This window comes from Botrimarina colliarenosi (assembly GCF_007859955.1).
Lineage (GTDB): Bacteria > Planctomycetota > Planctomycetia > Pirellulales > Lacipirellulaceae > Botrimarina > Botrimarina colliarenosi.
On record NZ_SJPR01000001.1, the window covers coordinates 46,383 to 69,694 of the forward strand.

General features: G+C 65.9%; 16 protein-coding genes and 1 pseudogene. 10 read left to right on the forward strand and 7 right to left on the reverse strand.

What is annotated here, in order from left to right; genetic code table 11:
* Positions 1 to 34: 34 nt before the first annotated feature.
* The 6 genes from rnr to Pla108_RS00220 all read right to left on the reverse strand — a co-directional run bounded on the left by rnr (position 35) and on the right by Pla108_RS00220 (position 5,141).
* Positions 35 to 2,638 carry a ribonuclease R gene (gene rnr / locus Pla108_RS00195; protein WP_231934212.1) on the reverse strand — a complete coding sequence of 868 codons (2,604 nt, stop codon included), beginning with the start codon at positions 2,636 to 2,638 and terminating at the stop codon, positions 35 to 37.
* Positions 2,639 to 2,730: 92 nt separating this feature from the next.
* Positions 2,731 to 3,030 (reverse strand): outer membrane protein assembly factor BamE, encoded by a 300-nt coding sequence (locus tag Pla108_RS00200; protein WP_146441302.1) that lies wholly within the window; start codon positions 3,028 to 3,030, stop codon positions 2,731 to 2,733.
* Between the two features lie 59 nt (positions 3,031 to 3,089).
* Positions 3,090 to 3,281, reverse strand: a complete 192-nt coding sequence (locus Pla108_RS00205) for a hypothetical protein (RefSeq protein WP_146441304.1) — start codon at positions 3,279 to 3,281, stop codon at positions 3,090 to 3,092.
* 47 nt (positions 3,282 to 3,328) lie between these two features.
* Positions 3,329 to 3,583 (reverse strand): hypothetical protein, encoded by a 255-nt coding sequence (locus Pla108_RS00210; RefSeq protein WP_146441306.1) that lies wholly within the window; start codon positions 3,581 to 3,583, stop codon positions 3,329 to 3,331.
* Positions 3,584 to 3,771: 188 nt separating this feature from the next.
* Complete coding sequence (locus Pla108_RS00215) at positions 3,772 to 4,083, reverse strand: hypothetical protein (RefSeq protein ID WP_231934214.1); 312 nt, start codon at positions 4,081 to 4,083, stop codon at positions 3,772 to 3,774.
* A gap of 86 nt (positions 4,084 to 4,169) precedes the next feature.
* Positions 4,170 to 5,141 carry a 3'-5' exoribonuclease YhaM family protein gene (locus Pla108_RS00220; RefSeq protein ID WP_146441311.1) on the reverse strand — a complete coding sequence of 324 codons (972 nt, stop codon included), beginning with the start codon at positions 5,139 to 5,141 and terminating at the stop codon, positions 4,170 to 4,172.
* 185 nt (positions 5,142 to 5,326) lie between these two features.
* On the opposite strand from Pla108_RS00220, the gene proS reads away from it, so the two are divergent.
* The 5 genes and pseudogenes from proS (at position 5,327) to Pla108_RS00245 (ending at position 12,661) form a co-directional block, all read left to right on the forward strand.
* The gene (gene proS, locus Pla108_RS00225; protein ID WP_146441313.1) at positions 5,327 to 6,829 is read left to right on the forward strand and encodes a proline--tRNA ligase; all 1,503 of its coding nucleotides are present in this window, start codon (positions 5,327 to 5,329) and stop codon (positions 6,827 to 6,829) included.
* A 499-nt stretch (positions 6,830 to 7,328) separates the two neighbouring features.
* Entirely contained in the window at positions 7,329 to 8,570 is a 1,242-nt protein-coding gene (locus Pla108_RS00230) for a DUF1573 domain-containing protein (RefSeq protein ID WP_146441316.1), read from the forward strand.
* Between the two features lie 153 nt (positions 8,571 to 8,723).
* Positions 8,724 to 10,466 carry a multiheme c-type cytochrome gene (locus Pla108_RS00235; RefSeq protein WP_146441318.1) on the forward strand — a complete coding sequence of 581 codons (1,743 nt, stop codon included), beginning with the start codon at positions 8,724 to 8,726 and terminating at the stop codon, positions 10,464 to 10,466.
* A gap of 374 nt (positions 10,467 to 10,840) precedes the next feature.
* A complete protein-coding gene (locus Pla108_RS00240; protein WP_146441320.1) occupies positions 10,841 to 11,803 on the forward strand; it encodes a hypothetical protein in 963 nt (320 codons plus the stop codon).
* 268 nt (positions 11,804 to 12,071) lie between these two features.
* Positions 12,072 to 12,661, forward strand: a pseudogene (locus tag Pla108_RS00245) (AIM24 family protein).
* Between the two features lie 71 nt (positions 12,662 to 12,732).
* Here Pla108_RS00245 and Pla108_RS00250 read toward each other — a convergent pair.
* Positions 12,733 to 13,932 (reverse strand): hypothetical protein, encoded by a 1,200-nt coding sequence (locus Pla108_RS00250; protein ID WP_146441323.1) that lies wholly within the window; start codon positions 13,930 to 13,932, stop codon positions 12,733 to 12,735.
* A 389-nt stretch (positions 13,933 to 14,321) separates the two neighbouring features.
* Between Pla108_RS00250 and nusA the strand changes: the two genes are divergently transcribed.
* The 5 genes from nusA to Pla108_RS00275 all read left to right on the forward strand — a co-directional run bounded on the left by nusA (position 14,322) and on the right by Pla108_RS00275 (position 23,273).
* The gene (gene nusA, locus Pla108_RS00255; RefSeq protein WP_146441325.1) at positions 14,322 to 15,818 is read left to right on the forward strand and encodes a transcription termination factor NusA; all 1,497 of its coding nucleotides are present in this window, start codon (positions 14,322 to 14,324) and stop codon (positions 15,816 to 15,818) included.
* A gap of 504 nt (positions 15,819 to 16,322) precedes the next feature.
* A complete protein-coding gene (infB, locus tag Pla108_RS00260) occupies positions 16,323 to 19,178 on the forward strand; it encodes a translation initiation factor IF-2 (RefSeq protein WP_146441327.1) in 2,856 nt (951 codons plus the stop codon).
* A gap of 148 nt (positions 19,179 to 19,326) precedes the next feature.
* Complete coding sequence (gene rbfA, locus Pla108_RS00265) at positions 19,327 to 19,779, forward strand: 30S ribosome-binding factor RbfA (RefSeq protein ID WP_146441330.1); 453 nt, start codon at positions 19,327 to 19,329, stop codon at positions 19,777 to 19,779.
* 93 nt (positions 19,780 to 19,872) lie between these two features.
* The gene (locus Pla108_RS00270) at positions 19,873 to 20,967 is read left to right on the forward strand and encodes a hypothetical protein (protein WP_146441333.1); all 1,095 of its coding nucleotides are present in this window, start codon (positions 19,873 to 19,875) and stop codon (positions 20,965 to 20,967) included.
* Positions 20,964 to 23,273, forward strand: a complete 2,310-nt coding sequence (locus Pla108_RS00275; protein WP_146441336.1) for a tetratricopeptide repeat protein — start codon at positions 20,964 to 20,966, stop codon at positions 23,271 to 23,273. The genes Pla108_RS00270 and Pla108_RS00275 overlap by 4 nt, the downstream gene beginning before the upstream one ends.
* The last annotated feature ends 39 nt before the right edge of the window (positions 23,274 to 23,312 follow it).

Sequence of the window (23,312 nt, forward strand, 5' to 3'; positions counted from 1 at the left end):
AACGCGTTTTCGTCGGCTTGGGGGGCCGGATTTGTCAGCTCTTCTTGCCGCCGCCACCGCGATTTTGGCCGGGCCCGCGGGGTGTCTTCTTCTTTCCCTTGGCCGGCTTCGGCTTGGCCCGCCCGCCGTCACCGCTGGCGGACGCTTTGCCTCCCTCGGTGGTTTTGCCCTGTCCGGCGGAGCGTTCGCGCGCCTGGCGGTTTTTTCCCTGCGAGGGGCGTCGCTTCTTTTCGGCGGGGAGGGGCCGACCCTTGCGCCCGCCGCCGCCGCGGCTGCCCTTGTCGGGCTTGGCGTGGGCCGGACGGAGCCCGGGGCCCGAGGCGCGGCCCAGGTAGCGGAAGTCGAGCTCGCGCGAATCGACGTCGACATTCGCGACCACGACGCGCACCGCGTCGCCGAGGCGGAAAGCGTTCCCCGCGCGGCGGCCGACGATCGAGTGGCTCGCCCGGTCGAAGTTGTAGTAGTCGTCGCCGAGGGCCGTGATGTGGATGAAGCCTTCGGCCGGCATGTCGCGTCCCATAATGAAGACGCCAAACTTCTCGACGCCGGTGATGACGCCGTCCATCTCCAGGCCGATCTTGTCGCTCAGGTAGTTGAGCAGCTTGACCTTCTTCAGCTCACGCTCGGCCCCGGCGGCGCGGCCTTCGCGGTCGCTGCAGTGGTCGCCCTGCTGGACGAGCGTCGCCATCTCGTTGACCGGCTTCGGGCCGGCGCCCGCTTGGTGCTGGTTGAGCGCTTCGAGCAGCCGATGGATCGTCAGGTCGGGGTAACGTCGGATCGGCGAGGTGAAGTGGCAGTAGCAGTCGGCCGCCAGGGCGTAGTGGCCCTCGTCCTCGGGGCTGTAGACCGCCTTCTGCATCGAGCGGAGCGTCGCGAAGTTCACCGCGTGCTGCCGCGGGTCGCCCTTCACGCTGTTGAGCACTTCTTGCAGCTCGAAACGGTCCTGCAGGTTATCGACCGGCATGCCGAGCGAGCGGATGAACTCGGTCAGCGCCCGCGACTTGCGCGGGTCGGGCGAGCCGTGTACCCGGCGTAGGAACAGCAGGCCGGCGTCGGCCAGCTTGTGGGCCACGGCGATGTTCGCCGCGAGCATGAACTCCTCGATGACCTGATGGCTCTCGGTGTTCTGCTCGACGTGGGCGCCTGAGACGCGGCCCTCCTTGTCGAGGTCGATCTTCACCTCGGGCATGCTGAGCTCGAGCGCGCCGCGCTCGAACCGGCGTTTCCGCAGGATCATCGCCAGCTCGAACATCTGCCCCAGCAGTTGATCGACTTCCGGCGAGAGGCCTTCGGGGAGGCTGCCCGGTTGGCCGGCGAGTGGGCTGTCGGGGCCGACGAGCTTCTTCGCCACGAGGTAGCCGTCCACCTCCTCGTAAGTAAATCGCCGGCGGCTCTTGATCGCACTCTTGAAGACCTCGCAGTGGACGGCGGCGCCGTCGGCCGTCATCTCGAGCACCGCCGTCATCGCGTAGCGGATGTGGTCGGGCTGCAGGCTCGCCAGGTTGTTGCTGATGATCTCCGGCAGCATCGGGACGACTTCGTCCGGCAGGTAAACGCTCGTCGCGCGGTCGTAAGCCTCGCGGTCGAGCGGCGACTTTGGCTGGACGAAGTGCGACACGTCGGCGATGTGGACGCCGAGCTCCCAGTGGCCGTTGCTGAGCTTCTTGAGCGAGATCGCGTCGTCGAAGTCGCGCGCCGTCAGCGGGTCGATCGTCACGATCACCTCGCCGGTCAGGTCACGGCGGCCGGCCGGGATCGACTCGTCGAACAGCGCGGCCTGCTTGCGGGAGTCCTCGAGCACTTCTTCGGGGAAATCGCCCGGCAGGTCGTACTCGTACTTGATCGACAGGGTGTCGACGCCCGGCGCGCCGCGGTCGCCCAGCACGCGGGTGATGACCGCCTCGCCGTTACGCACTTGCGAGGGGAAGCGGACCATGTCGATGACGACCTTGTCCCCCTCCTTGGCGCCCTTGGCGCCGGGGTCGCCGACGTAGATTGGGTCGCCAAAGACCTTGCCGTCGATCTCGACCATCGCCATGCCGTCGGTCTCGACATAGGTGCCGACAAACGTGCTGGTTGCGCGCTCGACGATGTCGACCACCTTGCCGGTCGCCTTGCCGCGGGGGCCGGGACGGCTGGAGAGCGAGAGCCGCACGATGTCGCCGTTGGCGGCGTCGCCCGATTGCTTCTCGGGGACAAAAATGTCGAGGTCGCGCTCGGCCGAGGGGGGCGTCCCCTGCGGCCGGACGAAGGCGTCGCCCGAGCTGATCCGCCGCAGGGTGCCGACGACGTACTTGCTGTCGCCCCGCCGCTTCTTTGGCTTCTCGTCGCCGGCCTCCGGCTGAGCGCCGTTCGCCTCAGCCGATGGTCCATCGCTCGACGGCGTCTCGCTCGGCGGCGTCTCGCTCGGCATAGCGAGGCCGACCCGCGACGGGTGGCCGGCTTCGACGGGCAGGACGAGGTGGTTGGGGCCGAATTCAAGCTCCCCCTCGCGGATCATCTTCTTGATGAGCTTCTTCGCGTCGGCGGCCTTATCCCCCTCCAGCCCGAGCCGCTCGGCAATGACCTTCGGCTTCACCGCCCGGTAGGCGGCGTTGCTGGTGTAAGAGAGGATCGCGGCGCGGAGTTCGTCTTGCATCAATACGTGCTTGGGGTAGGGGGCGGCCCCGTGGCGGCGCCGCACGTGCCTACTATACCCAATCGGCGCAATCTCTGTGCGAGGGGCAGCGGCTAGGGGAAACCGGAGAAAGCGCTCTCGTCGTTCACCCATATCACGCGCCCGTCCAAGTCGAATTGGACGGTCACGAAGCCGGCGTTGAGGAACCGGTAGTAATTCCACGACTCACCAAGGCGGCTCTGAGCAGCAGGGTATATTTCGCCGGGAGAACCCAGTCTCGCCCGAACCTCGGCGGGGCTCATTCCCTCGCTGATCTGACAAAGCAGCCGGTAGGGGACGACGGGTCCCATGGCCTGCCGCCCCAGAAATCCCCCCAACCCAAGGAAAAGGCACACCGCCGAGACGATCAGCATCAAGTTGCGAAGCTTCACGTCATGGTTACCGTGATAGGTGAGCTTTGTGGCTACTCGTCTCAGAGTTCGACAGTCTTGAGAACTCTCTCGACGCTTGCGGTCTGAGGATCGTAGCCGTAGTGAACCCGTCGCAAGTGCTCCAAGACCGCGACACGTTCCTGCGGTGTCTTCGACCACCAGTACTCGCGGTCGAAATCGCCCTTTACAATTCTGTCCAGCTGGGAGGCGTCGATATCCAACTGCATCGCCATAGAACGTACCGAATAGGGACGTGGTCACGCAGACGTGGGTGGTCGCCTCACCCGGTCCCGTTAGCCGAGTCCTTGGCCTCTTCTTGCGGCAGCGGCTCGATCACGTTGACGTTGATCACCGAGTACCAATTCAGCCCCACGCGGTCCTTCTTCTCGTCATAAACGGCGACGGTGAGGGCCTCGTCGCCGACGACAATCATCTCGGGATGCCGCACATCGACCGACATGCCGTTGGACATGTGGAGTCGAAACGGCTGAAAAGGCCGGGCCATCTGCCGATCGCGGATGTCGTCGGGGGCCATGAGGGACTCGCAGCTTGCGGATGACGGGGACCCGTTAATTGTACACCATTTCGGTCGAGAACGCCTCCGCGTGGGGGACGACGCGGCCCGTGTAATATCAACCTGCAATCCGCAATCCGAACTCCGCAATCCCCACCTACTCCCCCTTCACGCCCTTCCACAGCTTGCGATCGCCTTGGTTTGGCCGCCTAATCGTCGGTGTCGCGACGCAGGCGATTGGGGAAGAGGAGGAAGATGATCCAAAAAGAGAACGGGAAGAAAAAGCCGAGTACAACCGTCAACACGCGGCTAACTCCAGAGGTAAAACGCTCGTTGCCGAGCGCGATAATTGCCAGAACGCGAAAAGTGAATGCCGCCAACAAGAAAGCAACAAAGACGCCAACCTCGATCGGGTGAGACTCGCCCGGTGGGCTCCTATCAATTCCCTGCGATACGATGATTATGACAAACGGCAGGATTGCGGCGGCCACGCCTATCCAATAGAGCTTCCAACTAGCCATCATTGCGGTGCAACTTCCTAAACGGAGTGAGCGTCGAATTGGGTGACTGGGCCTCTTTGGCCTCGATAGGTTGAAGCGTAAACAGCTCACTCCCCCTTCACGCCCTTCCACAGCTTGCGATCGATATTCGGGAAGTACTGTGTCCAGCGGCTGTCGCTGTTGGGGCACTCCTTGATCAGCCCGGCGAAGCTGGCGAGCTTGGCGTCCATGTCGTCGAGCGCCGCCAGGACGACCGCCTCGAGCGTCATCGGCACCTTGGGGCTGCCGAACTCGTAGCGGCCGTGGTGGCTGAGCACCATGTGCTTGAGCTCCATCAGCAGCACCGGCGGGAAGGCGATCTGGCTGCGCTGCTCCGCCTCGCGCGCCTTGGCGTCGAGGACGCAGACCGCCTGCACGATGTGGCCGAGCATCTGGCCCTCGTCGGTGTAGGCGAGGTCGCGCTCGTACTCGAGCTCGTCGACCTTGCCCGAGTCGTGCAGGAACGTGCCGACCAGCAGCTTCTCGAGATCGACCGCCGGGTACTTCGGCGCCACCACCTGCACGAGGTCGAGCATGTTGACGACATGGTCGAGCAGGCCTCCCTTGTAGGCGTGGTGGTTCTTGATGCCGGCCGGGGCGCGGCAGAACTTGTCCATGAAGACGTCGTCGCCGAGGTAGGCCTCGACCAGGGCGGCCAACGCCTTCTGCTTGACGCCGCGGAGGGTCTTAGTGAGCCGCTCACGGAGCTCCTGCACCTCGGCGGTCTGCAGGGTCATGAAGTCGGACTCGTCGACTTCGCCCGCTTCGGCCTTCTTAATGCTCTGAGCGATCAGCTGCATCGACCCCTGGAACAGCTGGGCCATCCCCTCGATGTAGAGGTAGTCGCCGTTCTCAAACGACGAGTACTCCCGCTCGCTGGCGTTCCACATCCGGCACGGCATCGACCCCGACCGGTCGGACAGGTCGATTTGCAGGAAGAGGTTCCCCTGCCGGTTGGGACGCAGCTGCTTGTTGCTGGCCAGGAAGACCTGGTCGACCTGCTGGTTGTGCTGCAGCTGCGAGACGAAGAGGCGGGACATCGGATTGCGGATTGGGGAATTCGGGTTGCGGATTGGCTTGACGGATGAGCCTACCAGATAGGGCGCCCCGGTACGCGGGGGCACGGCATTCCCGGCGAGGACGACTGTCAACTAGAATGCCGGCCCCCGTAGAATGCCGGGCCGTACCGATACTCCCACACCCCACTTCCGACTTCCCCCTTCGAATGGCCAAAACCGCCGTCTCTCCCACCCGGGCCGAGAACTACCCCGAGTGGTACCAGCAGGTCGTCAAGGCGGCTGACCTCGCCGAGAACTCCGACGTGCGCGGCTGCATGGTCATCAAACCGTGGGGCTACGCAATCTGGGAGGGGATCCAACGCGGGCTTGACACCCGCTTCAAGGAGACCGGGCACGAGAACGCTTACTTCCCGCTCTTCATCCCGATGAGCTTCCTCGAAAAGGAGGCCGAGCACGTTGAGGGGTTCGCCAAGGAGTGCGCGGTCGTCACGCACCACCGGCTGGAGCCTGACGGCAAGGGGGGCCTGCAGCCCGCGCCGAGCGCCAAGCTCGAAGAGCCGCTGATCGTCCGCCCCACGAGCGAGACCATCATCGGCGCGACCTTCGCCCGTTGGGTGCAGAGCTACCGCGACCTGCCCATTCTTATCAACCAGTGGGCCAACGTCGTCCGCTGGGAGCTCCGGACGCGGATGTTCCTCCGCACGACCGAGTTCCTCTGGCAAGAGGGGCATACCGTCCACGCCACGAGTGACGAGGCGGTGGAAGAGACCCGCAAGATGCTCGACGTCTACGCCGAGTTCGCCGAGAACGTCATGGCGATGCCGGTCATCAAGGGCGAGAAGACGGCCGGCGAGCGATTCCCCGGCGCCGTGGCGACTTACTCGATCGAGGCGATGATGCAGGACCGCAAGGCGCTGCAGGCCGGCACAAGCCACTTCCTCGGCCAAAACTTCGCCAAGGCGCAAGAGATCAAGTTCCAGAGCCAAGCCGGCGAGCTCGAGTTCGCCTGGACCACCAGCTGGGGGGTCAGCACACGGCTGGTCGGCGGCCTGATCATGTCGCACGCCGACGACGACGGCCTCGTCTGCCCGCCGCGGCTCGCCCCGGCGCACGTCGTGATTCTGCCAATCTACAAGAGCGACGAAGAGCGCGCGACGGTCCTCGCCTACTGCGAATCGCTGAAGGCCGAGCTTGCGACGCAATCCTACGAGGGCGAGGCGATCCGCGTGAAGCTCGACGACCGCGACATCCGTGGCGGCGACAAGAAGTGGCAGTGGGTCAAGCGTGGCGTGCCGATCCGTGTCGAGATCGGGCCACGCGACGTGGCGGGCGGCGGCGCCTTTGTCGGCACGCGGATCGGCGAGAAGCCCCAGGGGATGGACCGGGCGAAGCTCGTCGCCGAAGCGCCGGCCATGCTGGCACAGCTGCAGCAGCAGATGTTCGACCGCGCCAAGCAGGCCCGTGACGACGCCTCGGTGGTGATCGACTCGCTGGCCGAGTTCGAGGCGTTCTTCGCCGACGGCCAGCCGGGCGGACTCGTCTACGCCCACTTCACCGACGGCCCCGACATGGAGGCCAAGTGCAAGGAGCTGAAAGTCACGCCGCGCTGCATCCCGCTCGAGCCGCTGCTGGGGGATGATGGCCCCGGCAAGTGTCTCTTCACAGGCGCCAAGAGCGAGCGACGGGCCGTGTTTGCCAGGGCCTATTAAGCGGTCTCGCCGCGGAGACGCGACGCGCGCCGAGGTTCTTAGGGCGTTGTCAAAGCTGAGTTCTAGGATGAGCCGATTGGGCGCTAGCCCCGGTTGAATAACCAAGAACCGTGGCTAGCGCCAAAACGGCTAATGGCGCCAACCCCCATTCTCTAGCTTTTACAAGGCACTAAATCGTGCTGACATTCTCGCGGCGGCTCTGCCGCCAAATCTCCCTCCCCTTGATGGGGAGGGTCGGGGAGGGGTGAGGAACCCGTGTACCCGGCGCGCCGCCCTCCCCCCACTTATCCGGGGAAGTGGCCTCCCCACGAGGGGGGAGGGCGATTTAGCGATCCCGTCGCTAATGGTCCGTCGCCAGAGGCCAAAGGTCCGTCGCCAGAGGAATGTCAACACGACTTAGCCGCCGACCTGCCGTTGTCCCGTGTCTCCGCGGTGATCCTTTTCCGCTTATACTTGGGGACGCCGTCGCTGCCGCCGAGACCTGCTTAGGAAATTCGCGATGAAGCTCTTGCCGATCGCCCTTGTGTCGCTTGCCTGCGGGGCCGGGTTGGGAGTCGCCTTGGCTTATGTCGAGGTGGGGCCGACCGAGACCGCCTTTGCCCCCGCGCCACGCGAAGGGGAAACGTTCCTTCCGCAAGGCGCGGGATCGGTTGGCCCGACGGCGCTGAAAGCCGAGGGGCCTGTCGCGACGGTCGACGCCGCGATCTACGACTTCGGCACGATGCAGCGTGGCGTCACGGAGACCCACGAGTTTATCTTCACCAACGAAGGGACGTCCCCTTTGACGTTGGAAGTGGGGCGGACCAGCTGCAAGTGCACGCTCGGCGCCGTTGCTAACCGGCCGCTCAAGCCGGGCGAGTCGACGCCGGTCAAGCTCGAGTGGGTCGCCAAGTCGCTGCCGGGCGAGTTCCGGCAGGTCGCCAGTGTCCTGACCAACGACCCCCGCCGGCCGACCATCGAATTGACGGTCGAAGGCGTTATCACCGAGACGGCGGGCCTCTCGCCCGAGGAGTTCTTGCTCGGGAGGATCGCCGCCGACGAAGTAGCGACCGCCACGGTCTATCTCGCCAGCTACGACGAGGAGGCGACCGAACCGGTGCGGGTGGAAGCGATGATGCCGTCGTCGGCGGCCATGGCCGACCATTACCGCTTCGACGTGGAGCCGGTTGAAGGCGACGACCTGCCGCTCGAGCGCGCCAGCAAGGGCGTCAAGATCACGGTCACCGCCGGCCCGGGTCTGCCGATCGGCCACATCACGGAGTGGGTGACCGTGAAGACCAACCTGCAAGACGGCAAGCCGAGCGGCGCAGCGGGCGACGGCTCGACGCTGCAGGTCCCGCTGCTGGCGGTCGTCGAGGGAGACATCTCGCTGCACGGCGCCCATTGGTCCAAGGAACGGAGCGTCCTGAACCTCGGCACCGTGTCGAGCCGCGAAGGGAAGGAGTCGAAGCTGAGGCTCTCGTTCAAGGGGGACCACGCCGATGCGACCCGGGCGGAGGTCGCCTCGGTCGATCCCGAATGGCTTGAGGTTGATTTGGCCGAGCCGATCAAGATCCGCGACGGCGTCGTTCACCAGCCGATGACGGTCCGGATCCCGCCCGGCCGCCAACCGCAGATCCGCAGCGGCGCCGGCGCCGAAGCGGGGGGCGTGGGCGACGGGGACGCCCTTATCCGCCTGAAAACGAACCACCCCACCTCGTCCGAACTGGACGTGAAGGTCCGATTTGTGATAGCGCAGTAGGCGCCTCGCGGGCCGCTTTCGCCGGACCCCTGGGGAAGAGGTTACCTATCGAACCGCCTCCCATAGGGGGGCGACCGGACGAGCCGCGCCGAAGTCGTTCGCATTCGACCGTCGCGGTTCGGTTTCTGACACGCCGATTTACGACACCAAGCCGTGCCCTTCTCAAAAACACTGCTCTCGATCTCCGCGGTCCTTTTCGCCGGCGTCATGGTGATGCTCGCGACCGCCGGGGCGCCGCCGCTCGCCGAGCAACCGGGCGGTGACACCCCGCCGCCATACCTGGTGGCGGAGGACGCCTTGCCACAGGTCGCCAAGCGCTACGGCCTCGACGAGGAGGCGCTGGCCCGACTCCGCCGCGCGCACCACCACCTAGTCGAGCACCAGTCGCAGCCGAAGCCCGACCCGGTCAAGGCAAACGGCGAAGTCTTCACCCAGGCGAACGGCGACCCCTGGCCCAAACCCGACGCCGCGATCGTCTTCACCGGCGAGCAGATCGGCTACCTCGAGCCGTGCGGTTGCGCGGGGCTCGAGAACCAGAAGGGGGGGCTCAAACGGCGCCACACGATGGTCCGCACCCTGCGCGACCTGTGGGGCTGGCCAGTCGCCCTGTTCGACGCGGGTGAACAGGTCCGCTACTTCGGCCCGCAGGCCGACATCAAGCACCGCCGCACGATCGAGGCCCTTATCGAGATTGGCTACGACGCCGTCGGCTTTGGCGTGAAAGACCTGCGGACCGAGCTGCTTGGCATGGCGATCAACCTCGACGAAGCGACCAACCCGCTGACGTCGGCCAACGTCGGCGTGCTCGACTTCGACAGCGGCTTCACCAAGCGGTGGCGTGTCGTCGAACTCAAGGGAGCCGCGTCGTCTCCGACGGCTGCGCCGGTGCGGATCGGCGTGACCCAGGTCCTCTCCAAGTCGTCACTCGCCGAGGTCTCGCCCAGCGACGACCTGATGACGACGCCCGCCGAGGAAGCGCTCGCCGAGCTGCTGCCGCAGATCGAAGCCGACCGCTGCGACCAGAACGTGCTGATGGTTTACGGCGACCGGGCCGAAGCCGAAGCGCTCGCCCGCCAGTTCGACGTCTTCGACTGGGTGGTCGCCGCCCGCGGCGCCGACGAGCCGCCGAACCTGCCCCGCAAGATCGAGGGGACGACCCGCGGCGGCGGATCAATGATGGTCGAGGTTGGCCATAAGGGGATGTACGCCGTCGTCGTCGGTCTCTACCGCAACGCCGGCACGGACGCCAATCCGGGCGAAGGCTGGGAAGCGCGTTACCAAAAAACGCCACTCGACCACCGTTGGGCCGATTCGCCCGAGATGGCCGAGCGCCTCGCCAGCTACCAGGCCGAGCTCGAACAGCTTGGGTGGAAAGGGCTCGGGCTGCGCGAGGCGATCCACCCGACCAATCGGGAGTTCGCCGGCTCCGACGCCTGCAAGGACTGCCACACCGCGGCGTGGGAGGTCTTCGAGAAGACGCCCCACTACCACACGACCGAGACGCTCGTCGCGCTGCAGCCCGCGCGGCACTTCGACCCCGAGTGCATCGCCTGCCACGCGGTCGGCTGGGACCCACAGAGGTACTACCCCTACAAGACCGGTTGGACGAGCTATTCACAAACGCCCGACAAGTACAGCCAGGGATGTGAGAACTGCCACGGCCCCGCGGCGCGCCACGTGGCGGTCGAGATGGGCGACCTCGAAGTCGATGAGGCCGAGGAGCAAGCGCTCCGCGCGGCGCTCCATCTTGAGATCGTCGAGAACGAAGGGAACCTCAAGGGGCAGGAGCTTGGCAAGGTGGTCAACAACTGTCTCGGCTGCCACGATCTCGACAACTCACCCGACTTCGACTTCCAGAAGTACTGGCCCGAGGTGGCGCACAAGGGATTGGATTAAATCGTAGGGGCCGCTGTGCGGACCGTCGTCGGCGGTTAAAAAGCCTCGTCGCGGCGCGGCGGCAACGGACGGCTCGCTATTAGGTCTGTAGGAGGCGTCTCCGGCGCCGATTACGGCTTCCATGCCATGATGGCGTGGTGCGCGTTATCGGCGTCGGAGACGCCTTCTGCAAAACAATTGGGTGACATTAACTTGTCGCTCCGGCCTAGAGGGAAACATCTAGGTCGCGTGTGAATTGCCGGCGATTTGGCGGGGTTTTCCTTGACGGCCGGAGCGATCGACCTGATAACCGCCTAGCGCCATATCGGCGCGGGCCTCATCTGCTTAACCCTGCTTGTTTTTCATCAGGGGCATTCTCCCTCGGAGTCGGTCTAATGAATCTGAAAACTAGTTCTCTCACCACCCTCTCGGCGGCGGTGGGCCTCTTGGCGGCGGTAGGGACGTCGTCGCCGCTTCTCGCGGCGCCGTTGCTGCAGTTTGTTGACAACATGAACGGCAGCGTCACGCTGCAAGTGACACCCGACGCGGGGCTGCTGCCCGGCTCGCTCGGCGCCGAAACGGCGCTTTCGGTCCAAGGCGTGGGCGTCAACTTCACCGGCGTCTCGATCGCCGACACGACGGTGTGGGACACGGCGAACCCCGGCGCCAACCCGTTCACAGGTGGCGAAACCAACGGTCTCTACACCAACCTCGCGGCGAATGAGATTTTCGCCGCCTACGGTTCGGCGGTGCTGAACTCTCCCGCCGCGACCAACTTTCTGACGATCAACTACACCGGCGCCGGGACCATCCTCGCCAGCGGGCTTGTCGCCCAGCAGGGGACTAACTTCAACAACCTGTCGGCGAGCGTCGGTGTCGGCAGTAGCACGCCGCAACTGCCGACGATTCAGTTCGTCGACAACGGCGACGGCACCGTGACGCTGCAGATCGTCGCCTACGAGAGCGGTTCGACCGGCTCGGAGTTGGCGTTCTCCGTCGATGTCGGTGATGGGCTCCTCATCACCAGCGCGGTCATTGCCGACTCGGCGACCTTCGACATGGCGAACCCGGGTGACAATCCGTTCACCGGCACGGTGACGAACGGTCTCTACACCGACTTTGTGGCCAATCAGGTTTTCGCGTCCTACGGAAGCGGAATTCTCTCCCCCGGAACTTACGACTTCTTGACGCTCGGCGTTTCGGGCAACGGGACCCTGAACGCGACGGGAGTCGTCTCGCAACAAGGCATGCTCAACAGCGGGCTTTCGGCCAGCATCGATCTGGTCCCCGAGCCGACCTCGGCGTTGCTGCTGACCGTGGGCGTCGTCGCCTGCGGTTGCCGGTATCGGGCCGCCTGAGCGGATTGTATTTTTTTACGGCAGATTGCGCCCTGGTCGCTCTATGCGGCCGGGGCGTTTTTTTTCTCTTGGCGCCAAGCTTGGCCGCCTCGTGGCCAATACTTCCCTGTCTAGATCTATCGGGTTTCCTTTCGTCTGGAACTGAGCCGTCATGTCCCGCTATACGCTTGATGAGTTTCTTGAAGCCACTCGCCAAACCGATCGAAAAGAAGGGTTCTTTGAGCTCGAGAATCCCCGGATGCTCGAGTTGAACCTCGGCTCCGAAGGCATGCCCTCCGAAGCGTGGATCAAGACGGGTTCGATGGTTGGCTACGTCGGCCAAGTCCGCTTCACTCGTGAAGGGTTGTTGCAGCAAGGGGTCGGCAACCTACTCAAGAAGGCGGTTAGCGGCGAAGGCGCCCGTCTCACCAAGGCCGAGGGGATTGGTCGGGTCTATCTCGCCGACACGGCGAAGAAAGTGACGGTCCTGCAACTCCAGGGGAGGCGGTCTACGTCAACGGCAACGACGTGCTCGCCTTCGAGACCCCGATCCGTAACGAAATCAAAATGATGAAGCGGATCTCGGGCTTGCTGGCGGGCGGGCTGTTCAACGTTCGTCTGCAAGGGAGCGGACTGCTAGCGATCACCACTCACTACGACCCCGTGACGCTACGCGTATCGCCGGGGCATCCGGTCTGCACCGACCCGAACGCCACCGTCGCATGGTCGGGATCGCTCGAGCCGACACTGCGGACTGACGTGTCACTCAAAACCTTCTTCGGCCGCGGCAGTGGCGAATCGATCCAGATGCAGTTCGATGGCGACGGGTTCGTCGTCATCCAGCCGATGGAAGAGGTGTACGTTCAGGCGGGCGCCTAAAATCGATCTCGAAATGCAAAAAGCGGGGGCCGCACCGTAGCGCAGCCCCCGCTCGACTAAAAGGGGGCGGCTCAGAGGAGTGGCGCTGGATCGTACGTCCCCGTCCATTTCAGTAGGACGGCGTCGATCGCCATCGGAGTGAGCGCCATTTTGCCGACGACAGGACTGGCGTCGTCGCCCGGGTTGGTCACCAAGCCGCCGTTGTTGCGTCCCAGATCGCTTGTCGCAACGGTCGGACCGTCGGTCTCGTCCGAGTCGTTGCCCGGATCACCGACCAATCCGCCGCGGCCGAGGCCGCTCGGAATTGCAACTCCGCCGCCGCTCGATCCCCAGCGGTTGGTTCCGCCCGGTTCGCCGCCATCTCCTCCGTCGCTGTCGGGCTTGGGCATGCCAGCTTCGCCGGTTCCGCCGTTGCTAGAACCTTCGTCGGTTGAACCGCCGTCTTCCTCCTCTTCGCCCTCATCGTCGCCTGCGGCCTCGCTCCCGGTGTCGGTTCCGGCGTCACCTTCGGTCCCTTCTTCCGCGTCGCCACTGCTCGCACTGCCGTGCGCGCTGTTGGCGGCGTTCGCAGCGTGGGCCCCTTGCTGCTCGGCATCCTGATTGGCGTCTCCGGCAATTTCGGCGTCGATTTCGTTGCTACTGGCGCCCCTCACCGCGTTTTCGGAGTCGATTTCGGCTTGAGTATCGTCGTCGTTCGTTGAGATCTGCCCATCGATGTCTCCTTCGAACGAATCCTTAGCGACGGCGTCCCCGGTCTGCTCGTCGATCATCCTGGCCCCTGGCAGCTGGACGTCGTACGCTCCGTTGGGGTGGAAGACCGCGTAACCGCTGCTTTCGGTGTCGAAGAACTCGACGCCGCCGCTCTCCGAATCGTTAACGAGGATGTGGTCCCCGCCGGGGATGCTCACCCATTTCCCGCCGCCGACGCGGATCATGCGGTCGCCGTCGGCGTCTTGGCCGACGTTATTCTCGCGGAGCTTGTCGAAGTCCGTATCAATACCGACTGCGGGGCCTTTTCCGGTGACCGGCGGATCGACTTTGCCGGCGTCTAAAAAGCCCTTGAGGTCGATGAAGTCACTCGAGTCGAGTTGCTTCGCCAAACCTTCTTCCAGCGACTGTGCCTGGGCGACATACGCCGGCTTCTCGTTGGCTGCCACCTTCGCGGAATCGAGGTCAACAGCGAAGTCGATGGCAAGGTCGGCGGCCATTAGTCGCCGCCCTTCGAGGGCTTCGTTCTGCAGAGAAGGGGTCGATCGGTTGTTGTGACGCATTTGCAGGCCTCGTGGTGAAGAGAGGGTTTGGGGGCGAGACGACACCCCCGCCAAAGAGCTCAGCGAGAGGCCCTCGGAGTTGTTACAGGGCCAGCCCATTTTTTTCTCAGGGCCGCTCTGTGGTCCGCCTAGACGGATTGGCGTGGTTGTCACGGCTCGTTAAGCGGTCCTGGTTGACACCATGGCGGCGTGGACCTAGGTTGCGAGATTGGGTGCGAGCTCGACGCTCGCCGAGGGTGAAGCCGGCCACGGGGCCGGCTTTTTCTGTCGGTGATCGCGGCGCCGGCTGGGAGGAGAGTCCTCCGGCTGTCGATCGGCGGCTTGCATAGCGAAAAATACCGACAATTTGACAACCCGAAGGCCGCTCGGCACCGCCGAGGAAATTTGCCATGAACGCCGCCGAAATCCTCCGGATCGTTGACGCGATCCACCGCGACAAGAACATCAACCCCGAGATCGTCTTCGAGGGGATCGAGGCGGCGCTCACGTCGGCCCTCGCCAAGTACTACGGCGAAGAGGCGGAGATCTCCTGCGTCATCGACCGTAAGACGGGCGAAGTCGACGCCGTCTGCGATGGCGAGAAGCTCGACAGCGAAGAGGTCGTCGGCCGCATCGGCGCCCAGACCGCCAAGCAGGTGATGATCCAGAAGATCCGCGAGGCGGAGCGGGACGCCCTGTACGACGAGTACAACGACCTGGTTGGCCAGATGGTCAGCGGCGTGGTCCATCGCAACGAGGGCGCCGCCGCGACGGTCGCCCTACACAACGTCGAGGCGTTGCTCCCCCGCAGCGAGCAGATCCCAGGCGAGTCGCACCACGTCAACGAGCGCGTCCGCTGCACCGTTTACGAGGCCCGTAAGGCCGGCAGCCGCGTCAAGGTGATCCTCAGCCGCAAGATGCCCGCCCTCGTCCAGCGGCTCTTCGAGCAGGAAATCCCCGAGATCGCCGACGGAATCATCGAAATCCGCGCCATGGCCCGCGAGCCGGGTTACCGCTCGAAGGTGGCCGTCATCAGCAGCGACGCCCGCGTCGATTGCGTCGGCGCCTGCGTCGGAGTCCGCGGCAACCGCATCAAGAACATCGTCGACGAGCTCTCTGGCGAGCGGATCGATATCGTCCGCTGGGACGACGACCTGGAGGTCTTGATCCCCAACGCTCTGCAACCGGCGGAGGTCGATCAGGTGATCCTCTGCAAGATGCTCGGCCGGGCGATCGCCCTGGTGCAGGAGGACAACCTGTCGCTGGCGATCGGACGCCGCGGCCAGAACGTCCGGCTGGCGAGCAAGCTCTCTGGCTGGGACATCGAGATCATGACCCAGGAAGAGCTGGCCGAGAATATCGACCGGGCGATCGAGGGCTTCAGCACGATCGAGGGCCTCGAGATGGAGGTCGCCGAGAAGCTGGTCGAAGAGGGATTCCTCAGCTACGACGACCTTTCGATCATCGAGCCGACCGACCTGATGGCGATGGGCGGCCTCACCGAGGAGCAGGTCGACGCGATCGTCGAGCAATCGGAGACCCGCGCCGAGGAGGCCGAGATCGCCGCCGCCGAAGCCCGCCGGGCCAAACGCGAGCAGGACAAACTGGCGGACCAGCATCCGGAGCCCGCCGCCGAAGCTGCTGCCGATGAGCCCGCTGCCGATGAGCCCGCTGCCGATGGGTCCGGCGAGTCCGATGCGGACGGGACCGAGGAGCCCGCTGAGGCAGACGAGTCGACCGCCGAAATCGCGGCTGAGGAAGCCGGGGTGGCGACGGTCGGCGACGCCGAACCGATGGCCGCCGAGCCCGTAGCAGAGGGAGCAGAGACCGACGCGGACGAAAAAGCCGTCGAGGGAGCTCCCGAGGGCGACGAATCGACGGAAGACGAGCCCAGGGATCCGGCCTAATCGCCGCGGGCGAGAAGGGCGGTGAGGGTCAACTTTGCGCTGTCGGGCCGCACGGCCGGGCGGGTTTCTGAGGGAAGTGGGGGGCCGTTTAGCCGGAATTCACCGGTTTTCTCGCCTCCCCCCTCCCCACGCGGCTCGACAGGATGGCATACTGTTGGGTCTGCGAAACAACTTTGGGCCGGCACAGGGCGACCTGTGCAGGTGGAACCTTCGACCGGAGGCGTGCGGAATGGTCTCGTGATCCTCGTTCGGAAAACGCTCCTCATAGCGTCCCTCGTAGCAAAGGGCGTCCCTCGTAAAGAAGGGCGTCCTTAGTAGAAGAGAGGGTGGCTGTGACCGAGCGGCGCGAACCGTCCCGCTAGCGCCCCGCCTTGTCGAAGGCCCGCTGGCCCGAATTCTGCCGACTATCGGGCCCGCAAGGCGACCCCTGGCCTCACGCCAGGACGCCATCGGGCACGCTATAGAGACGGTTTTGAACGACGGATTTAACGAGGTAAAGAGACTTTGGCGGTCCGCATTTACGCACTCGCGAAGGAACTGGACGTCGACAGCAAAGAGCTGGTCGATGTCTGCACGCGCGCCGGCGTCACCGGTAAGGGCTCGGCCCTGGCCAGCTTGAGCGACGACGAGGTCGCTAGAGTCAAGGAGTACCTCACCGGCGGCTCGGGTGGCGGCGCCACGACGGCGACCGCTCCGGCGGCTCCGGCGGCCCCGGTCATGAAGCGACCGACAGGCGACGGCCGTGACGGGAAGATCCGCAACATCCAGGCCCCCAAGGCGGGGCGTTCGGCCTTGCGGCGCGACGGAAGCGAAGCCGCCGAGTCGCGGCCGCTCGATGTCGTGACGCCCGCGGACGACGCCCCCGAAGCGGAGGACGATGCCTCGCAGGTCGAGGCTCCCGCGGAGACCCCGATCGCCGCGACCTCCGACGCCCCGGTCGCCGACGACAGCGCCGCCGCTGAAGCGGCCGAAGCGGCCGAAGCAACCGCTGACACGGCGAAAGCGGAAGCCAAGGCCGAGGCGCAGGCCGAAGCCGAAGAGCGGAAAGCCGAGTTGGCGCAGCCCGGTCCGCTCGCACGGATGATGGGCGGCGGCCGCGGCGGCAGCGGCAAGATGCCGGTGATTGGCGCCGGGCAAGACAGCGGGCAGGGCGCCGCGAAGAAGCGCCCGGGTGACGGCTCCAGGCCGCGGCCGGTGGTCAAGCTCGCGGCGATCCCCGCCCAGACCCAGCGGCGCGAGGCGCCCAAGGCGAAGGCCAAGGACGAGACGCCCACGCAGAAGCCGGACATGAAGCTGCCTTCCGACGTGCTCGGCGGCGGCTCGAAGCCCCTGGCTCACCAGCTCAAACGGGCCGAACGGACCCTCGAGGCCGCCAAGCTCAAAGAGAAGGAAGAGGCCGAGAGCAAGACGCGTGGCCGACGCGGCGGCGCCGCCGCCGATTCCAGCGTCCCGATGCTGGGCGGCCGCGAGCAGCGTCAGCTGACGCGGAACCGTGGCGGCGGCCGTGCGAACTTCCGCCCCCGGCGGATGCTCGGCCGACGACGCAAGTCCGGCGTCAACACCGCCGCGCCGCGTAAGGATCGGATCTCGATTCAGCTCCCCTGCACGGTCAAGGACCTCTCGGAAGCCGCCGGCGTGCCCGCGGTCGCGATCCTCCGCATCCTCATGGAGGAGGGGGTCATGACCAACATCAACGCGGTCATGGACCCCGAGCTGACGGAGCTGGTCGCCGGCGACCTGGGCGTCGATATCGACTTCGTCCAGGCCGAGACGCTCGAGGACAAACTCCTCACGGCGATGGACGAGTTGGAGGACGACGAGGCCTCGCTGAAGCCCCGCGCCCCGGTCGTCACGTTCCTCGGCCACGTCGACCACGGTAAGACGTCGCTCATCGACAAGCTGATCGGCATCGACGTCGCCAGCGGCGAGGACGGCGGCATCACGCAGCACATCCGCGCCTACCAGATCGAGAACGACGGCCGGCCGATCTCGTTCGTCGATACACCGGGCCACGAAGCGTTCACCGAGATGCGGGCCCGCGGCGCCGGCGTGACAGACATCGTCGTGCTGGTCGTCGCGGCCGACGACGGCGTCATGCCGCAGACCGAGGAAGCGATCAGCCACGCGAAGGCGGCCGACGTGCCGATCATCGTCGCGCTCAACAAGATCGACCTCCCCGGCGTCGATCCGACCCGCGCCCTGCAGGACTTGGCCGCCAACGACTTGCTTCCCAGCGAGTGGGGCGGTGAGGTCGAGGTCGTGAAGACGAGCGCCACGACGGGCGAAGGCCTTGAAGAACTGCTCGAAACGATCCTCACCGTCGCCGAGCTGAACGAGTTCAAGGCGAACCCCGATCGGCCGGCGATCGGCTCGTGTCTCGAGAGCCAGCAAGACGCCGACAAGGGTGTCGTCACCAAGGTCCTCGTGCAGAAGGGGACCCTGCGAGTCGGCGACACCGTGGTTTGTGGCGAGGCGTACGGCAAGGTCAAGGCGATGACCGACCCGCTCCGCCCGAGCCGCCGTTTGCTCGAAGCGGGCCCCAGCGTGCCGGTCAACCTGACCGGTCTGAACCGCGCCCCGTCGGCCGGCGAGCCGCTGTACGTCATCGACGACATCGCCGCGGCCCGCGAGATCGCGGACACCCGCGCCCATGCCGAGCGGGCCGAGTTCCTCGGTTCGACCGGCTTCCAGGCCGCGACGCTCGAGAATCTGTTCGACCGTCTCGACGGCGTGGGCGATATCCAGACGCTCAACTTGATCCTGCGGGCGGACGTCCGTGGCTCGATCGAGGCGCTCGAGAAAGAGCTCACCAAGCTCGAGCACCCCGAGGTCCGGCTCCGCATCTTGCAGAAGAGCGTCGGCGGCGTGACCGAAGGCGACGTCTTGTTGGCCGACGCCTCGGAGGCGGTGATCATCGCGTTCAATGTCGTCCCCGACGACAAGGCCCGCGCGAAGGCCGACCAGCTCGGCGTCGAGATCCGTCGCTACGGCATCATCTACAAGGTGGCGGATGACCTGAAGCTCGCCTTGGAAGGCATGCTTCGGCCCGAGCAGCGTGAGGTCGATCTCGGCCGCGTCCTGGTGCAGATGGTCTTCAAGATCAGCCGTATCGGCGCGATCGCCGGTTGCCGCGTGCTGCAGGGGGTCGTCGAGCGAAACGCCCGCGCCCGTGTCATCCGCGAAAACACCGTCATCGGCGACTACGCCATCGACACACTCCGCCGCGAGAAGGACGACGTGAAGGAGGTCCGGGAGGGCTACGAGTGCGGTGTCAAGCTGGCCGGCTTCAACGACATCAAGGAAGCCGACCTGCTCGAAGTCTACAAGGTGATCGAGGTCACCCGCAGCTTCGAAGATTGAGCCCCAGCTTCGAAGATTGAGCCCACAGCTTCGAAGAATGAGAGAGTTAAGGCGTAGGCGTGCGACCCGAGAGACGACGCCGCGTACAGTTCTCAATGGTCGCCCGCACCTCCCAACCTGACACTCCAAGCCTCTCCACCCCCGTTCCATGTCTTCCCGACGCGTCCTCAAAGCCGCCGAAGCGATCCGCGAAGTGGTTGGGATGTCAATCCTGACCGACCTCCGCGACCCCCGCATCGAGAATGTCACCGTCACCCGCGTCGAGGTGTCGCCCGACATGCGGAACGCCCGGGTGCACGTCTCGATCATGGGCAACGAGGTAAAGCAGAATCTGGCGCTCAAGGGGCTCGAGAGCTCCGCCGGGTTCCTGCAGAGTAAGATCGCCGACCGCATCGACTCTCGCTACACGCCGAAGCTGGTGTTCAAGCTGGACGACGGCGTGAAGAAGTCGATCGCCGTCGCCAAGATGCTGGCCGACGTGCTTCCCCCCAGCGAACCCGAACTTGCCAGCGACCCCGAACAAGCCAGCGACCCCGAACGAACCAGCCCGGACGGGCGTGACGGGGAAGCCGATGCTTCCCCCGACGCCGACCGTGATTAGGCTGTGACCCAGCCGCCCGCCAGCGCCGCCGCGGCGCCGACCGACAACGCGGCCCCCTGAACTGCCCCGCTGAACGCCTACTTACGACTGCAAATGGCCGCTTCGAACCGCGCCTCCCGATTGACGAAGCTCGTCTCGGACCTAAAGAAACGTTACAAGCCAGCCCCGCCCGTCCAGCGTCCGCTGTTTGAGACGATCCTGTTCGCTACGCTGCTGGAGAACTCGCCGCCCGATATCGCGAACAAGGCGTTCGACGAGCTCGAAAGCGCCTACTTCGATTGGAACGAGGTCCGGGTCAGCTCGCGGACCGAACTCGCCGAACGGATGAAGACGCTTCCCGACGCGTCCCCCGCGGCCGACCGCCTGAAGCGGACGCTTCAGAGCATCTTCGAGACGGTCTACAAGTTCGACCTGGAAGAGTTCAAGAAGCAGAACCTTGGTCAGGCGGTGAAGACGATCACCGAGTTCGACGGGGTGACGCCGTTCGTGGTGAACTACGCCACACAGCACGGCTTGGCGGGCCACGCGATCGCGGTCAATTCGGGCGCGCTGATCGCCCTGCAGGTGATGGACATCATCACCGAAGCCGAGGCCAAAAAGTCCCTGGTGCCCGGGCTCGAGCGGGCGATCCCCAAGAGCAAAGGCGTCGAGGCGCAGCAGCTGCTGCACGAGATGGGGCTTGAAGTCGGCCGCAACCCCTACGGAGCGACGGCGAAGAAGGTGCTGACCGAGCTCGACCCTTCGTGCAAGGACCGCCTGCCGAAACGACCCAAGGTCGAAGAGGCCCCGGCTCCGAAGAAGGCGCCGGCGGAAAAGACCGAATCGCCCAAGGCGCCGCCCGCTGAGAAGAAGGGGGCGACGACGGCGAAGGCCGAGCCAACCAAGAACTCCGCCCCAAAGAAGAGCGAGCCCAAGGGCAAGCCAGCCGCCGAATCGGCCGCCAAGAAACCCGCTCCGGCGAAGACCGACGCAGCGACCAAGAAGAAGGCCGATCCCCCCAAGAAACCTGCGACAAAGAAGGCGGCAACGAAGAAGGCGCCGACCAAGAAGCCCGCGACCTCAACGGGCAAGAAAAAGACGGCGACCAAGAAGGTGGCGGCAACGAAGAAGACCGCCAAGACCGCCAAGTCCAAGACCAGCGCGAAGAAGGTCGCCGGCAAGAAGGCCGCCAAGCGCAAGCCGAAGTGACCGGTTGGCGCCGTTGGTCGGCCCTCGGCCTCGCCGGGAGTCTGATCCTCTGCGCGGCGGGGCTCTGCGCTGGAGAGCTCAACGCGGGAGAGCTCAACGCGGATGAGGGACGCCGCGCCGAGCCGGTCCCGCAAGCCGACGCCGAGGTCGCCGCCGAACTTTCACGGTCCGCCCAGCAGGCCCTCACTGCGGGGGACGAGGCCGAGGCGGCCCATCGGCTGCTGAGCGCCCTCCGGTGGGACCCGGGCCGGTTGGCCGATTATCGGCAGGCGGTCGCCTTACTCGCCGACCTCGACATCGACGCGGCCGTTCGCCATGCCGCGGTCTTGCTCCGTGAGGACCCCGATTTCGGCGCCGATGACGTCGCGTTGTTGTCACGCCTGGCGGCTGCGGCGGACAAGCAAGACACCGTCGAGTCGGCGGCGTACGGGGCTCAGTTTTTTCAGCGACTCGCCGAGACAGCCGGCAAGAGCCGCCAAGTCGCCCCCTGGCTCCTGGCGGGCTACTGGCGGGATGCGGGCGAGTTGTACGCGTCGGCCGATGAGGTCGAGGCGGCGTCGGCCGCGTTTGAGAAGATGCAGAAATTGGTCCTCGCGACGCCGGCGTCGGTCGACTCACGAGGCATGCGGTGGGAAGTCGTCGCCGGATGGCACCTCAAAGCGGAAGAGCCGGACCGCGCCGCTGTCGCGATCGAGGCGCTCGCCCGCCGTGGCGGCGAGACGCCCGAGTTGTTGACGCTCCGGGCGCGGCTGGCGAGGCAACTCGGCGAGGCGCTTGCCGCCGCCGACCACGCTTGGCGGGCGATCGAAGCACGGGACCGTGGCGCCGAGGGCGACCTGAGCCCGTACGGCATTTACCTCGACGCCATGCGCGACGTGAACCAGGCCGACCACGCCCGCCAGCGGCTAGAAGAACGCGCAAAGAGTCGGCCCGACGATTGGCGGCTCGCCATCGCGGTGGTTGACGCCTGTCGCGCAGCGGACCAATCCGAGCAGGCGTGGCGGTTCTCGGGCCGAGTGACGCAGCGACTGCTGGAGAGGCTCCCGGCACGCGACGCCTTGCTGGGCGTCGAGAGCGACGACGACCAGGGGGCAGGTTACGAGGCGCTCGCCGACCTCACCGAACGCCGCCTCGACCTCGCGCTACAACTCGATCGGCCGGGGGATTGGCTGGCCGAGGCGCCGGCGGTCGCGGATCGCCTCGACGGCCTGTTCGGCGTTTACGACTCGATTCTCAAGGCCGCGCAGGACCCGCTTTTCCGCCGGGCGGCGAGCGAATGGATCGCGCAGTCGAAATCCGCCGTAGAGTCCACCGTCGAGACCGACGCCAATCTGAAATTGGCCGCTGGACTCGACCGGGCGGCGTCGCTGATCGCGGTGGACGTCGGCCTCCCGGGCGACGCGGTCTTCTTCATCCGCTCGACCCTCCAGAGGGCTCTCGACGCGGGCGCCGATCCGCTCGAAATCGTCGAGGAGTTCAACTACTGGTTGTTTGACCTCAAGGACCGCGACGCCGATCACGCCGCGAACGAACTCGCTCAATGGGGGACCGAGAACCTCCTGCCACGGATCGATAAGGGGGGCGCCGCGCCGATAGCCGCCGCCCGGCTGCGAGCCGAGCTGGCGTGGGAGACGAGCCGACAGGATTTCAAAGACGAAGCCCTTCAAGAAGCCGCCTACGACCGGGCCGAGCGTTGGTTCGACGAGGCGGTCGCCCTCGCACCGGACGATGGGGGCGTCGCCACAGGATCGCTGTTCCAGGCCCTCTACGCCGGTCGGTTCGACAAAGCCGTGACCGAGGGGGAGCGGACGCTGCAGAAGTGGACCAAGCCCGACCCCGAGGCCGGCATCGATGACGAGCGGTTCGAGCTGGCGTCGGTCTGGACCGCCGCTGCGTTGCTTGCCCGCGACGGGGCAGGGGATAGCGGGGCAGGGGATCACGACCGGGCGGTTGAACTGCTCGAGCGGGTCCTCGACCGATCGCCCGAAGACCCCTCGGCGTTGGTGACACTCGGCGAGTCCGACCTCACCAACCCCGACCACCACGCCCGAGCGGCCCGTTTGGCGCGACAGGTCGCTCGACTCCGGCCCGAGTGGGCCGACCCGCCCGCCTTGCTCGGCGCGCTCGCCGACGCCGAGGGCCGCCATGCCGAGGCCGCCGAGCACTTCGCCGACGCGATCCGGGCGATCGACGCCGGCGCCCCGCTCTGCCCCTGGCAGGTCGAGGCGATCCGCGCCGCCCATACCGCGGCCCTCCAGGCCGCCGGCCGCGCCGAAGAGGCGGCGGCCGGGGCGCCGGCGCCATAGTCGCCATGCTTCATTCGCCATGCTTCATTCGCCATGCTT

Coding starts and splice junctions, on each gene's coding strand:
- Pla108_RS00270 (WP_146441333.1), top strand. CDS start 19,873: ATGGCCGCTTCGAACCGCGCCTCCCGATTGACGAAGCTCGTCTCGGAC.
- Pla108_RS00210 (WP_146441306.1), bottom strand. CDS start 3,583: ATGGCCCCCGACGACATCCGCGATCGGCAGATGGCCCGGCCTTTTCAG.
- nusA (WP_146441325.1), top strand. CDS start 14,322: ATGAACGCCGCCGAAATCCTCCGGATCGTTGACGCGATCCACCGCGAC.
- Pla108_RS00205 (WP_146441304.1), bottom strand. CDS start 3,281: ATGGCGATGCAGTTGGATATCGACGCCTCCCAGCTGGACAGAATTGTA.
- Pla108_RS00240 (WP_146441320.1), top strand. CDS start 10,841: ATGAATCTGAAAACTAGTTCTCTCACCACCCTCTCGGCGGCGGTGGGC.
- Pla108_RS00220 (WP_146441311.1), bottom strand. CDS start 5,141: ATGTCCCGCCTCTTCGTCTCGCAGCTGCAGCACAACCAGCAGGTCGAC.
- proS (WP_146441313.1), top strand. CDS start 5,327: ATGGCCAAAACCGCCGTCTCTCCCACCCGGGCCGAGAACTACCCCGAG.
- Pla108_RS00230 (WP_146441316.1), top strand. CDS start 7,329: ATGAAGCTCTTGCCGATCGCCCTTGTGTCGCTTGCCTGCGGGGCCGGG.
- Pla108_RS00200 (WP_146441302.1), bottom strand. CDS start 3,030: ATGCTGATCGTCTCGGCGGTGTGCCTTTTCCTTGGGTTGGGGGGATTT.
- Pla108_RS00250 (WP_146441323.1), bottom strand. CDS start 13,932: ATGCGTCACAACAACCGATCGACCCCTTCTCTGCAGAACGAAGCCCTC.
- rbfA (WP_146441330.1), top strand. CDS start 19,327: ATGTCTTCCCGACGCGTCCTCAAAGCCGCCGAAGCGATCCGCGAAGTG.
- rnr (WP_231934212.1), bottom strand. CDS start 2,638: ATGCAAGACGAACTCCGCGCCGCGATCCTCTCTTACACCAGCAACGCC.
- Pla108_RS00215 (WP_231934214.1), bottom strand. CDS start 4,083: ATGGCTAGTTGGAAGCTCTATTGGATAGGCGTGGCCGCCGCAATCCTG.